Here is a 10,245-nt window from a genome sequence, read left to right as displayed (position 1 = left end):
AAGCTGCGCTTCGCTATCCGCGAAGGCGGTCGTACCGTCGGCGCCGGCATCGTCGCCTCGATCGTCGAGTAATTTCGACCTTTGAAATTCAGACTGGCGGCGGTGTGAACAACACCGCCGCCGGACTTTTGGTAAAAAGCCTGGCGGCGTTGCATTTTTAGTGCTTGAAAAATTCGGTGAAAGCGCGTAAACGCGCACTCACACTCACCGCTGGATTCGCAAGCGATTGCGAAACGCGGTGTTTTAGCAATACAGACAACTGAAATGATTGGGATGCGACAGCGCATTTCTCTCGATTTTTGAAAATCTGCGGCGCCACGATCAATAGAAGTTCATGTGTTTCCGCGTGCGGAAACGAATAACAAAGAACAAGGACAAGACGAATGAACGGCCAGAATATCCGTATCCGCCTCAAGGCGTTCGATCACCGGATCCTCGATGCCTCTACCCGTGAAATCGTGTCGACCGCAAAGCGCACCGGCGCCAGCGTTCGCGGCCCGGTTCCGCTCCCCACCCGCATCGAAAAGTTTACCGTCAACCGCTCTCCTCACGTTGATAAGAAGAGCCGTGAACAGTTCGAAATGCGGACGCACAAGCGTCTTCTCGATATCGTTGACCCCACCCCGCAGACTGTCGATGCTCTGATGAAGCTCGACCTCGCTGCTGGCGTTGACGTGGAAATCAAGCTCTAAGACCCGGCCCGATCCATCCAAGGTGAGGGCTGAAATAACAAGGAAGGTACGTGGAGTAATCCAACGACTTCCAAACCGGAGACCGGAAACATCGTGAGATGTCGAAGGGCACTCCTTAACAAAGGCCAGAGAGGGTTTTCCCTTCAAGGCTCGCAAGAGGATGAACCAATGCGTTCAGGTGTGATTGCACAGAAAGTGGGTATGACACGCGTCTATAACGACGCAGGTGAACATATCCCCGTAACAGTATTGCGACTGGATAACGTACAAGTCGTTGCCCAGCGCACGGAAGACAAGAATGGCTATACCGCAGTTCAGCTCGGTGCCGGCCAGTCCAAGGTCAAGAACACGACGAAGGCGCTTCGCGGTCATTTTGCCGCTGCCAATGTCGAACCGAAAGCCAAGCTCGTCGAGTTCCGGGTTTCCCCCGAGAACCTGATCGACATCGGTGCAACACTGACCGCAAATCATTTTCAGTCCGGCCAGCTGGTCGACGTCACTGGAACCACGATCGGTAAAGGTTTTGCCGGTGCTATGAAGCGTCACAACTTCGGTGGTGGCCGCGCTTCGCACGGTAACTCCGTATCGCACCGTGCACACGGTTCGACCGGTAACAACCAGGATCCGGGCCGCGTCTGGAAGGGCAAGCGCATGGCTGGTCATATGGGCCAGACGCGCGTTACGACCCAGAACCTCGAAGTCGTTTCGACCGATGAAGACCGTGGCCTCATCCTCGTGAAGGGTGCAGTTCCCGGCTCGAAGGGTTCCTGGATCATCGTCCGCGACGCCGTCAAGTCGGCTGCGAAGTAAGGGAGCCTTATCATGGAATTGAACGTCAAGACCCTCGAGGGAAAAGACGCCGGCAAGGTTTCTCTGTCGGATGAGATCTTCGGCCTCGACCCCCGCCAGGACATCCTGGCCCGCATGGTTCGCTGGCAGCTTGCAAAGAAGCAGCAGGGAACCCACAAGTCCAAGAACCGGTCGGAAGTTTCCCGCACCGGCGCGAAGATGTACAAGCAGAAGGGTACGGGCCGCGCTCGTCACCATTCGGCTCGCGCACCGCAGTTCCGCGGCGGCGGCAAGGCCCACGGCCCGGTCGTTCGCAGCCATGCACACGATCTTCCCAAGAAGGTTCGTGCGCTCGCTCTGCGTCACGCCCTGTCTGCAAAGCTGAAGGCTGAAGAACTGATCATCGTCGATCAGCTCGTCGCGTCCGAAGCAAAGACCAAGGCTCTGCTGGGCAGCTTCGCTTCGCTTGGCCTGACCAACGCTCTCGTTATCGGCGGCGCCGAACTTGATGGCAACTTCAAGCTCGCCGCTCAGAACATCCCGAACGTGGACGTTCTGCCGGTTCAGGGCATCAATGTTTACGACATCCTGCGCCGTGGCAAGCTGGTGCTTTCCAAGGCTGCTGTAGAGGCTCTGGAGGAGCGGTTCAAATGACGGATCTTCGCCACTACGATGTGATCGTATCTCCTTCGATCACGGAAAAGTCGACGCTGGTATCCGAACAGAACCAGGTCGTATTCAACGTCGCCAAGAATGCTTCCAAGCCTGAAATCAAGGCTGCCGTGGAAGCTCTCTTCGGCGTCAAAGTCACGGCTGTGAACACGCTTATCCGCAAGGGTAAGACCCGTCGTTTCCGTGGATTCGCCGGTAAGCTGAAGGACGTCAAGAAAGCCGTCGTCACGCTCGCCGAAGGTCAATCCATCGACGTGTCCACCGGACTCTAAAGGTTAGGCCCAAGCGGGCAAAGACCCAAAAGGGAACAAGAAAATGGCATTGAAAAGTTTCAATCCGACCACGCCGAGCCAGCGCCAGCTGGTTATCGTGGACCGCGCTTCGCTCTACAAGGGCAAGCCGGTAAAGGCTCTCACCCAGGGCCTCAGCTCCAAGGGTGGCCGTAACAACCAGGGCCGGATCACCGTCCGTTTCCAGGGTGGCGGTCACAAGCGGACCTACCGTCTGGTTGACTTCAAGCGTCGCAAGTTCGACGTAGAAGGCACCGTTGAGCGTCTGGAATACGACCCCAACCGCACCGCGTTCATCGCGCTGGTTACGTATACCGACGGCGAACAGGCTTACATTCTCGCGCCACAGCGTCTCGCTGCCGGTGACAAGGTGATCGCCTCCGACAAGGCAGTGGACGTGAAGCCCGGCAACACCATGCCGCTTCAGTACATTCCGGTCGGTTCGATCATCCACAACGTCGAGATGAAGCCGGGCAAGGGCGGTCAGATCGCTCGCTCCGCCGGTACGTATGTCCAGCTCGTCGGCCGCGATGCCGGCATGGCCATCCTGCGTCTCAACTCGGGCGAACAGCGTCTGGTGCACGGCTCCTGCCTCGCATCGATCGGTGCTGTTTCGAACTCGGACCACGCCAACATCAACGACGGCAAGGCCGGTCGTTCCCGTTGGCGCGGCAAGCGTCCGCACGTTCGCGGCGTCGTCATGAACCCGGTCGACCACCCGCACGGTGGTGGTGAAGGTCGCACGTCGGGTGGTCGCCACCCGGTTACTCCGTGGGGCAAGCCCACGAAGGGCAAGCGCACCCGTTCGAACAAGTCGACCGACAAGTTCATCATGCGCTCGCGCCATCAGCGTAAGAAGTAAGAGAGGTAGTCACTAATGGCTCGTTCAGTATGGAAAGGTCCGTTTGTTGACGGCTATCTTCTCACCAAGGCTGAGAAGGTGCGCGAGAGCGGACGTAACGAAGTAATCAAGATCTGGAGCCGTCGCTCCACGATCCTGCCGCAGTTCGTTGGTCTGACCTTCGGCGTCTACAACGGCAGCAAGCATGTGCCCGTCTCCGTCAACGAAGACATGGTCGGACACAAGTTCGGTGAATTCTCTCCGACCCGTACCTACTACGGTCACGGCGCGGACAAGAAGGCAAAGAGGAAGTAATCATGGCGAAGGCTAAGACCGAACGCCGGCTGAAGGACAACGAGGCTCAGGCCGTTGCCCGTACGCTCCGCGTCAGCCCCCAGAAACTGAACCTGGTTGCCGCTCTTATCCGTGGCAAGAAGGTTGATCGCGCTCTCGCCGAGCTCGAATTCTCCCGCAAGCGCATTGCAGGCACCGTCAAGAAGACGCTGGAATCTGCAATTGCCAATGCGGAAAACAACCACGACCTCGACGTCGACGCTCTCGTCGTCGCCGAGGCCTATGTTGGCAAGTCCATCACCATGAAGCGTTTCCACGCTCGTGGCCGTGGTCGTGCTTCCCGCATCGAAAAGCCGTTCGCTCACCTCACGATCGTTGTTCGTGAAGTCGAGGAAAAAGGGGAGGCCGCATAATGGGTCAGAAAATCAATCCGATCGGCTTCCGCCTCGGCATCAACCGTACCTGGGATAGCCGCTGGTACGCTGACACCGCAGAATACGGCAAGCTGCTGCATGAAGACCTGAAGATCCGGGCTTACCTGATCAAGGAACTCAAGCAGGCCGGTATCGCCAAGGTCGTCATCGAGCGTCCGCACAAGAAGTGCCGCGTTACGATCCACTCGGCTCGTCCGGGTCTGATCATCGGCAAGAAGGGTGCGGACATCGAGAAGCTTCGCAAGAAGCTTTCCGAAATGACCAACTCCGAAACGCACCTCAACATCGTTGAAGTGCGCAAGCCGGAAATCGACGCGACGCTGGTTGCCCAGTCGATCGCTCAGCAGCTCGAGCGCCGCGTGGCTTTCCGCCGTGCGATGAAGCGTGCTGTTCAGTCCGCAATGCGTCTTGGCGCCGAAGGCATCAAGATCACCTGCGGCGGCCGTCTCGGCGGTGCAGAAATCGCTCGTACCGAATGGTACCGCGAAGGTCGCGTTCCGCTGCACACGCTGCGTGCGGACATCGACTACGGCACGGCTGAAGCTGAAACCGCATTCGGCATTTGCGGCATCAAGGTCTGGATCTTCAAGGGCGAAATCCTTGAGCACGATCCGATGGCTTCTGAGCGTCGCGGTCTCGAAGGCGACGCACAGGGCCCTGCAAGCCGTGAGCGTGGCGATCGTCCTGATCGTCGTCGCGAAAACGCTTGATTGACGCTGGCGAAAGATAAGCTCGGAGAAGTAAGAAAATGTTGCAGCCAAAGCGTACTAAGTACCGTAAGCAGTTCAAGGGACGCATCAAGGGCGTCGCCAAGGGCGGCTTTGACCTGGCATTCGGTGAATTCGGCTTGAAGTCGCAGGAACCGAACCGCGTGAATGCACGCGAGATCGAAGCGGCCCGCCGCGCGATCACGCGTTACATGAAGCGCGCAGGTCGCGTGTGGATCCGCGTATTCCCCGACGTTCCGGTAACGGCAAAGCCGACCGAAGTTCGTATGGGTAAGGGCAAGGGTTCGGTCGATTACTGGGCATGCAAGGTCAAGCCCGGTCGTATGATGTTCGAGATCGACGGTGTGTCCGAGGAGATCGCCCGTGAGGCGCTTCGTCTCGGCGCTGCCAAGCTCTCGGTCAAGACGCGCTTCGTACAGCGCATCGCAGAGTAAGGAGCAAGGCACATGAAAGCCGATGAAGTTCGCGGCCTCAGCGCCGACCAGCTCAAGGACAAGCTCGCCGATCTGAAGAAGGAGCAGTTCAACCTGCGCTTCCAGAAGGCAACTGGTCAGCTGGAGAAGTCCTCGCGCATCAACGAAGTCCGCAAGGATATCGCCCGCGTTAAAACCATTGCCCGCCAGAAGGCGGCAGAAGCCAAGGCCTAAGGAAGAATAATATGCCGAAACGCATTCTGCAGGGCGTCGTAGTGTCCGACAAGAACGAGAAGACTGTCGTAGTCCGGGTTGAGCGCCGATTCGCTCACCCGCTGCTTCAGAAGACCGTTCGTCGTTCGAAGAAGTACAAGGCACACGACGAAAACAATCAGTATAAGGTCGGCGATGTCGTTTCCATCGAGGAATGCGCACCGATCTCCAAGGACAAGCGCTGGACGGTCGTTTCCGCCCAGGCTTAATTTCATCAGAATCGCGCCAGGTGTCTTGCACTTGGCGCGAATTCCTGTATGAAGCACCGCAAGGACGCTCGTGAATCGAGCGTCTTTTGCTTTGATGCGCACGGAAGGTCCTTCGGGAAACCACCCTGTCACGACATTTCCGCGCAAAAAAAGAGATATTCATAAGCTGGGGCAGGGGGCTTACTCGGGAGAGTTTGCCCAACCGTTCCGGTAACAACAAGAAGGCGACCTGACATGATTCAGATGCAAACAAACCTCGACGTGGCGGATAATTCCGGCGCACGTCGTGTCATGTGCATCAAGGTGCTGGGCGGCTCGAAGCGCAAATATGCTTCTGTTGGCGACATTATTGTCGTTTCCATCAAGGAAGCTATTCCGCGCGGCCGCGTCAAGAAGGGCGACGTGATGAAGGCGGTTGTCGTGCGCACCGCCAAGGACATCCGCCGCGCTGACGGCAGCGTCATCCGTTTCGATAACAACGCAGCCGTTCTTATCGACAACAAGAAAGAGCCCATCGGCACCCGTATCTTCGGACCGGTTCCGCGCGAACTTCGCGCCAAGAACCACATGAAGATCATCTCGCTGGCTCCGGAAGTACTGTAAGGAGCGAATGCGATGCAGAAGATTCGTAAAGGCGACAAGGTTGTCGTATTGACCGGTAAGGACAAGGGCCGTACCGGCGAAGTAATCCAGGTTTTGCCGAAGGAAGATCGGGCCGTTGTGCGTGGCGTTAACATGGTGAAGCGTCACCAGCGCCAGACCCAGGCCCAGGAAGCCGGCATCATCAACAAGGAAGCATCCTTGCACATCTCCAACATCGCCATCGTCGACAAGGATGGCAAGCCGACCCGCGTTGGCTTCTCGGTTGTGGATGGCAAGAAGGTCCGCGTGGCCAAGCGTTCGGGAGAAGTGATCGATGGCTGATAAGTACGAGCCGCGTCTCAAGACGGAATACGTTTCCCGTATCCGTGGCGCCATGCAGGAGAAGTTCTCCTACGCCAACGTGATGATGATCCCGAAGCTTGAAAAGATCGTGATCAACATGGGTGTTGGCGAGGCGACTGCCGACTCCAAGAAGCCCACCATCGCTGCCGGTGACCTGGCTGCGATCGCCGGCCAGAAGCCGGTGGTTACCCGCGCTCGTAACTCGATCGCAGGTTTCAAGGTTCGCGAAGGCATGCCGATCGGTGCGAAGGTTACCCTTCGTGGCGCCCGCATGTACGAATTCCTTGATCGTCTGGTCAACATCGCGCTTCCGCGCGTTCGCGACTTCCGGGGCCTGAACCCGAAGAGCTTTGACGGCCGTGGCAACTTCGCCATGGGCATCAAGGAACACATTGTGTTCCCTGAGATCAACTACGATAAGGTTGATCAGATGTGGGGCATGGACATCATCGTTTGCACGACGGCGACGTCGGACGACGAAGCTCGGGCTCTGCTGACAGAGTTCAACTTCCCGTTCCGTCACTAACCGTAACGACGAGCGTAGAAAAGGAACTCCGATATGGCGAAAACAAGCGCAGTTGAAAAGAACAAGCGCCGCCGCAAGTCGGTCGCCCAGCAGGCCGCCAAGCGCGCCGCACTGAAGGCGATCGTGATGAACCAGTCCCTTCCGATCGAAGACCGGTTCAAGGCCACTCTGAAGCTCGCTTCGCTGCCGCGTGACGGCTCGAAGACGCGTATCCGCAACCGCTGCGAAGTAACGGGCCGTCCGCGCGCGTTCTATCGCAAGCTCAAGATGTCGCGTATCGCGCTTCGTGAGCTGGGCAATTCCGGCAAGGTGCCGGGCATTGTCAAGTCGAGCTGGTAAGGAGACGGGCACATGACCATGACTGATCCTTTGGGTGATATGCTCACCCGCATCCGCAATGGTGCTGCTCGCCGCAAGTCTTCGGTAAGCACGCCGGCTTCCAGCCTCCGCGCACGCGTTCTCGACGTGCTGCAGGCTGAAGGCTACATTCGCGGTTATTCCAAGGTCGATTTCGAAAACGGCAAGTCCGAATTCACGATCGAGCTGAAGTACTACGAAGGCGCGTCCGTGATCCGTGAGATCGGCCGCGTTTCCAAGCCGGGCCGCCGGGTTTATGTCTCGGTAAAGTCCATTCCGCAGGTCGCGAACGGCCTCGGCATCACCATCCTTTCGACCCCGAAGGGTGTGATGGCCGATCACCAGGCTCGCGAACAGAACGTTGGTGGCGAGGTTCTTTGCTCGGTCTTCTAAGACCCGAGCAAGGATCTCCATAACGAACAGACAGGATTGAATAATGTCTCGTATCGGTAAAAAGCCCGTTCCGGTTCCAGCAGGTGTGACGGCCAATGTCGACGGCCAGAAGGTTACTGCTAAGGGCCCGAAGGGTGAACTGTTTTTCGTCGCAAACGACGACATTCAGCTGAAGCTCGAAGATAACGGCGTTTCCGTAACGCCGGCTAACGGCACCAAGGAAGCTCGTTCGAAGTGGGGCATGTCCCGCACGATGATCGAGAACATCTTCAAGGGTGTTAAGGACGGCTATGAGCGCAAGCTCGAAATCAACGGCGTCGGTTACCGTGCCGCCATGCAGGGCAAGAACCTGCAGCTGGCTCTCGGCTTCTCCCACGACGTTGTTTACGAGCCGCCGGTCGGCATCACCATTGCCGTCCCGAAGCCCACGGAAATCATCGTTTCCGGCATCAACAAGCAGCAGGTTGGCCAGGTAGCCGCGGAAATCCGCGAATACCGCGGTCCCGAGCCCTACAAGGGCAAGGGCGTGAAGTACGCTGAAGAGCGTATTGTCCGCAAAGAAGGCAAGAAGAAGTAAGGATCACGCGAAATGGCTAGCAGGAAAGAAGCACTTGCACGTCGCGCGAGCCGTGTGCGCCGCCAGATCAAGGCGGTTGCCAACGGCCGCCCGCGCCTGTCGGTTCATCGCTCGTCGAAGAACATCTACGCCCAGATCATCGATGACGTTGCTGGCAAGACGCTTGCGTCTGCCTCCACGCTCGAAGCCGATCTGCGCGGCTCGCTCAAGACCGGCGCCGACGTTGCAGCGGCAACTGTCGTAGGCAAGCTGGTTGCCGAGCGTGGCGTCAAGGCTGGCGTCAAGGATGTCGTATTCGACCGTGGCGCGTTCATCTACCACGGCCGCATCAAGGCCCTGGCAGACGCTGCCCGCGAAGGCGGCCTGAACTTCTGATTTTTTTCCGCCCGGACAACGATCCGGGCGGAATTTCACCGGACCATGCGGATCTCTTCATCGGGACCGCTGGTCTTTTCGTTTGCCGTTCCACCCGCAAAAGAAAAAGGACAAGGACAATGGCACAGGATAAAAGAGGTTCCCGCGAAGAGCGTCAGAACCGCGAAGAGCGCGATAGCGAATTCGTCGACAAGCTGGTCGCGATCAACCGCGTTGCAAAGGTTGTTAAGGGTGGCCGTCGCTTCGGCTTCGCCGCTCTCGTCGTCGTTGGCGACCAGAAGGGCCGCGTTGGCTTCGGTCACGGCAAGGCTCGTGAAGTTCCGGAAGCGATCCGCAAGGCAACCGAAAGCGCAAAGCGCGATCTGATCTTCGTTCCGCTGCGCGATGGCCGCACGCTGCACCACGACGTCAATGGCCGTCACGGCGCAGGCAAGGTTCTGCTGCGTTCGGCCAAGGCCGGTACCGGTATCATCGCCGGTGGTCCGATGCGCGCCGTTTTCGAAACGCTCGGCGTTCATGACGTTGTTGCCAAGTCGACCGGTTCTTCGAACCCGTACAACATGGTTCGCGCTACGTTCGACGCTCTGAAGCATCAGGTTCATCCGAAGGACATCGCTGCACAGCGCGGTCTGAAGTATGCGACCCTTCAGGCTCGTCGTGCCGCTTCCGGCAACGCTTCTGAAGAATAAGGAGCTGGATCATGGCCAAGAAGACTACTGAAGCCAAGAAGACTGTTACGGTCGAACAGATCGGCAGCCCCATTCGCCGCCCGGCAATCCAGCGCCAGACGCTGATCGGCCTGGGTCTCAACAAGATGCATCGTCAGCGCACCCTGGAAGACACTCCGGCGGTTCGCGGCATGATCCGTGCGGTCCAGCATCTCGTTCGCGTCGTTGACGAGAAGTGAGACGGAGTAACCTATCATGAAACTCAATGAAATCAGAGACAACGAAGGCGCCTCCAAGGACCGTATCCGCGTAGGTCGCGGTATCGGTTCCGGCAAGGGCAAGACCGGTGGTCGCGGTGTGAAGGGCCAGAAGGCTCGTTCGGGCGTCGCCATCAACGGTTTCGAAGGCGGTCAGATGCCCATCTACCGTCGTCTGCCGAAGCGCGGTTTCAACAACATCTTCGCTTCCGAATATGTTGTCGTATCGCTCGGCCGCATTCAGACCGCCATCGACGCCAAGAAGCTTGACGCTTCCGCAACGATCGATGCCGCTGCTCTCAAGGCTGCCGGCGTTATCCGCCGCGCCAAGGACGGCGTACGCATTCTCGCCGACGGCGAGCTGAAGGCCAAGGTCGCTTTCGAAGTTGCCGGCGCTTCCAAGCCCGCAATCGAAAAGATCGAAAAGGCTGGCGGTTCGATCAAGCTTCTCGCAGTTGCAGCAGAAGCCGCCGAGTAATATATAGACTTCAGACGCCCGGGGCTCGTCGCTC

The 10,245-nt window shown here is 58.2% G+C and carries 21 protein-coding genes and 1 pseudogene; all 22 read left to right on the top strand.

Features of this window, described 5'->3' with window-relative positions; genetic code table 11:
- Nucleotides 1-72: pseudogene (locus L904_RS27690) on the top strand (elongation factor Tu); the annotation flags it as partial.
- A gap of 311 nt (nt 73-383) precedes the next feature.
- Nucleotides 384-692, top strand: coding sequence for a 30S ribosomal protein S10 (gene rpsJ / locus L904_RS08895; RefSeq protein WP_003507767.1), 309 nt, complete (start codon nt 384-386; stop codon nt 690-692).
- A gap of 168 nt (nt 693-860) precedes the next feature.
- Complete coding sequence (gene rplC, locus L904_RS08890) at nt 861-1,502, top strand: 50S ribosomal protein L3 (protein ID WP_003507769.1); 642 nt, start codon at nt 861-863, stop codon at nt 1,500-1,502.
- Between the two features lie 12 nt (nt 1,503-1,514).
- Nucleotides 1,515-2,135: a 50S ribosomal protein L4 gene (gene rplD, locus L904_RS08885; protein WP_003495173.1), complete on the top strand. Its 621-nt coding sequence runs from the start codon at nt 1,515-1,517 to the stop codon at nt 2,133-2,135.
- The gene (locus L904_RS08880; RefSeq protein WP_003521003.1) at nt 2,132-2,425 is read left to right on the top strand and encodes a 50S ribosomal protein L23; all 294 of its coding nucleotides are present in this window, start codon (nt 2,132-2,134) and stop codon (nt 2,423-2,425) included. Before rplD ends, L904_RS08880 begins: the two co-directional genes overlap by 4 nt.
- Before the next feature lie 43 nt (nt 2,426-2,468).
- Nucleotides 2,469-3,305 (top strand): 50S ribosomal protein L2, encoded by an 837-nt coding sequence (gene rplB, locus L904_RS08875; RefSeq protein WP_003521004.1) that lies wholly within the window; start codon nt 2,469-2,471, stop codon nt 3,303-3,305.
- A 15-nt stretch (nt 3,306-3,320) separates the two neighbouring features.
- Nucleotides 3,321-3,599, top strand: a complete 279-nt coding sequence (gene rpsS / locus L904_RS08870) for a 30S ribosomal protein S19 (RefSeq protein ID WP_003507772.1) — start codon at nt 3,321-3,323, stop codon at nt 3,597-3,599.
- A gap of 2 nt (nt 3,600-3,601) precedes the next feature.
- Nucleotides 3,602-3,991 (top strand): 50S ribosomal protein L22, encoded by a 390-nt coding sequence (gene rplV, locus L904_RS08865; RefSeq protein ID WP_003521005.1) that lies wholly within the window; start codon nt 3,602-3,604, stop codon nt 3,989-3,991.
- Complete coding sequence (gene rpsC, locus L904_RS08860; protein ID WP_003495188.1) at nt 3,991-4,722, top strand: 30S ribosomal protein S3; 732 nt, start codon at nt 3,991-3,993, stop codon at nt 4,720-4,722. The genes rplV and rpsC overlap by 1 nt, the downstream gene beginning before the upstream one ends.
- A 38-nt stretch (nt 4,723-4,760) precedes the next feature.
- Nucleotides 4,761-5,174: a 50S ribosomal protein L16 gene (gene rplP, locus L904_RS08855; protein WP_003495190.1), complete on the top strand. Its 414-nt coding sequence runs from the start codon at nt 4,761-4,763 to the stop codon at nt 5,172-5,174.
- A 12-nt stretch (nt 5,175-5,186) separates the two neighbouring features.
- Nucleotides 5,187-5,387 (top strand): 50S ribosomal protein L29, encoded by a 201-nt coding sequence (gene rpmC, locus L904_RS08850; protein WP_003495193.1) that lies wholly within the window; start codon nt 5,187-5,189, stop codon nt 5,385-5,387.
- A gap of 11 nt (nt 5,388-5,398) precedes the next feature.
- Complete coding sequence (gene rpsQ / locus L904_RS08845) at nt 5,399-5,635, top strand: 30S ribosomal protein S17 (RefSeq protein WP_003495195.1); 237 nt, start codon at nt 5,399-5,401, stop codon at nt 5,633-5,635.
- A 234-nt stretch (nt 5,636-5,869) separates the two neighbouring features.
- Nucleotides 5,870-6,238, top strand: coding sequence for a 50S ribosomal protein L14 (gene rplN, locus L904_RS08840; RefSeq protein WP_003495199.1), 369 nt, complete (start codon nt 5,870-5,872; stop codon nt 6,236-6,238).
- 12 nt (nt 6,239-6,250) lie between these two features.
- A complete protein-coding gene (gene rplX / locus L904_RS08835; protein WP_003521006.1) occupies nt 6,251-6,559 on the top strand; it encodes a 50S ribosomal protein L24 in 309 nt (102 codons plus the stop codon).
- Complete coding sequence (rplE, locus tag L904_RS08830; RefSeq protein WP_003495201.1) at nt 6,552-7,106, top strand: 50S ribosomal protein L5; 555 nt, start codon at nt 6,552-6,554, stop codon at nt 7,104-7,106. Before rplX ends, rplE begins: the two co-directional genes overlap by 8 nt.
- Nucleotides 7,107-7,139: 33 nt before the next feature.
- Nucleotides 7,140-7,445: a 30S ribosomal protein S14 gene (gene rpsN / locus L904_RS08825; protein WP_003507785.1), complete on the top strand. Its 306-nt coding sequence runs from the start codon at nt 7,140-7,142 to the stop codon at nt 7,443-7,445.
- 12 nt (nt 7,446-7,457) lie between these two features.
- Nucleotides 7,458-7,856 (top strand): 30S ribosomal protein S8, encoded by a 399-nt coding sequence (gene rpsH / locus L904_RS08820; protein WP_003521007.1) that lies wholly within the window; start codon nt 7,458-7,460, stop codon nt 7,854-7,856.
- Between the two features lie 43 nt (nt 7,857-7,899).
- Nucleotides 7,900-8,433, top strand: coding sequence for a 50S ribosomal protein L6 (gene rplF, locus L904_RS08815; RefSeq protein ID WP_003495204.1), 534 nt, complete (start codon nt 7,900-7,902; stop codon nt 8,431-8,433).
- A 12-nt stretch (nt 8,434-8,445) separates the two neighbouring features.
- Nucleotides 8,446-8,808, top strand: coding sequence for a 50S ribosomal protein L18 (rplR, locus tag L904_RS08810; RefSeq protein WP_003521008.1), 363 nt, complete (start codon nt 8,446-8,448; stop codon nt 8,806-8,808).
- Between the two features lie 119 nt (nt 8,809-8,927).
- Nucleotides 8,928-9,497 carry a 30S ribosomal protein S5 gene (gene rpsE, locus L904_RS08805; protein WP_004442585.1) on the top strand — a complete coding sequence of 190 codons (570 nt, stop codon included), beginning with the start codon at nt 8,928-8,930 and terminating at the stop codon, nt 9,495-9,497.
- Nucleotides 9,498-9,508: 11 nt separating this feature from the next.
- Entirely contained in the window at nt 9,509-9,715 is a 207-nt protein-coding gene (gene rpmD / locus L904_RS08800; protein WP_020812287.1) for a 50S ribosomal protein L30, read from the top strand.
- A 16-nt stretch (nt 9,716-9,731) separates the two neighbouring features.
- A complete protein-coding gene (gene rplO / locus L904_RS08795; protein ID WP_003521009.1) occupies nt 9,732-10,211 on the top strand; it encodes a 50S ribosomal protein L15 in 480 nt (159 codons plus the stop codon).
- Nucleotides 10,212-10,245 lie beyond the last annotated feature (34 nt).

The sequence above is a fragment of the Agrobacterium sp. LY4 genome (assembly GCF_001526585.1).
In the GTDB taxonomy this organism is placed as follows: Bacteria; Pseudomonadota; Alphaproteobacteria; order Rhizobiales; family Rhizobiaceae; genus Agrobacterium; species Agrobacterium leguminum.
The sequence above is the reverse complement of the archived record's forward strand: the minus strand, read 5'-3'. Positions and strand labels throughout refer to the sequence as shown.

What these genes read in the sequence shown, in the direction of transcription:
- rpsH (WP_003521007.1), top strand. Translation starts at nt 7,458, where the DNA reads ATGACCATGACTGATCCTTTGGGTGATATGCTCACCCGCATCCGCAAT.
- rplD (WP_003495173.1), top strand. Translation starts at nt 1,515, where the DNA reads ATGGAATTGAACGTCAAGACCCTCGAGGGAAAAGACGCCGGCAAGGTT.
- rplN (WP_003495199.1), top strand. Translation starts at nt 5,870, where the DNA reads ATGATTCAGATGCAAACAAACCTCGACGTGGCGGATAATTCCGGCGCA.
- rpsQ (WP_003495195.1), top strand. Translation starts at nt 5,399, where the DNA reads ATGCCGAAACGCATTCTGCAGGGCGTCGTAGTGTCCGACAAGAACGAG.
- rplO (WP_003521009.1), top strand. Translation starts at nt 9,732, where the DNA reads ATGAAACTCAATGAAATCAGAGACAACGAAGGCGCCTCCAAGGACCGT.
- rpsJ (WP_003507767.1), top strand. Translation starts at nt 384, where the DNA reads ATGAACGGCCAGAATATCCGTATCCGCCTCAAGGCGTTCGATCACCGG.
- rplP (WP_003495190.1), top strand. Translation starts at nt 4,761, where the DNA reads ATGTTGCAGCCAAAGCGTACTAAGTACCGTAAGCAGTTCAAGGGACGC.
- L904_RS08880 (WP_003521003.1), top strand. Translation starts at nt 2,132, where the DNA reads ATGACGGATCTTCGCCACTACGATGTGATCGTATCTCCTTCGATCACG.
- rpsS (WP_003507772.1), top strand. Translation starts at nt 3,321, where the DNA reads ATGGCTCGTTCAGTATGGAAAGGTCCGTTTGTTGACGGCTATCTTCTC.
- rpsE (WP_004442585.1), top strand. Translation starts at nt 8,928, where the DNA reads ATGGCACAGGATAAAAGAGGTTCCCGCGAAGAGCGTCAGAACCGCGAA.
- rplC (WP_003507769.1), top strand. Translation starts at nt 861, where the DNA reads ATGCGTTCAGGTGTGATTGCACAGAAAGTGGGTATGACACGCGTCTAT.
- rpsC (WP_003495188.1), top strand. Translation starts at nt 3,991, where the DNA reads ATGGGTCAGAAAATCAATCCGATCGGCTTCCGCCTCGGCATCAACCGT.
- rpmC (WP_003495193.1), top strand. Translation starts at nt 5,187, where the DNA reads ATGAAAGCCGATGAAGTTCGCGGCCTCAGCGCCGACCAGCTCAAGGAC.
- rplE (WP_003495201.1), top strand. Translation starts at nt 6,552, where the DNA reads ATGGCTGATAAGTACGAGCCGCGTCTCAAGACGGAATACGTTTCCCGT.
- rplX (WP_003521006.1), top strand. Translation starts at nt 6,251, where the DNA reads ATGCAGAAGATTCGTAAAGGCGACAAGGTTGTCGTATTGACCGGTAAG.
- rplR (WP_003521008.1), top strand. Translation starts at nt 8,446, where the DNA reads ATGGCTAGCAGGAAAGAAGCACTTGCACGTCGCGCGAGCCGTGTGCGC.
- rplF (WP_003495204.1), top strand. Translation starts at nt 7,900, where the DNA reads ATGTCTCGTATCGGTAAAAAGCCCGTTCCGGTTCCAGCAGGTGTGACG.
- rpsN (WP_003507785.1), top strand. Translation starts at nt 7,140, where the DNA reads ATGGCGAAAACAAGCGCAGTTGAAAAGAACAAGCGCCGCCGCAAGTCG.
- rplV (WP_003521005.1), top strand. Translation starts at nt 3,602, where the DNA reads ATGGCGAAGGCTAAGACCGAACGCCGGCTGAAGGACAACGAGGCTCAG.
- rplB (WP_003521004.1), top strand. Translation starts at nt 2,469, where the DNA reads ATGGCATTGAAAAGTTTCAATCCGACCACGCCGAGCCAGCGCCAGCTG.
- rpmD (WP_020812287.1), top strand. Translation starts at nt 9,509, where the DNA reads ATGGCCAAGAAGACTACTGAAGCCAAGAAGACTGTTACGGTCGAACAG.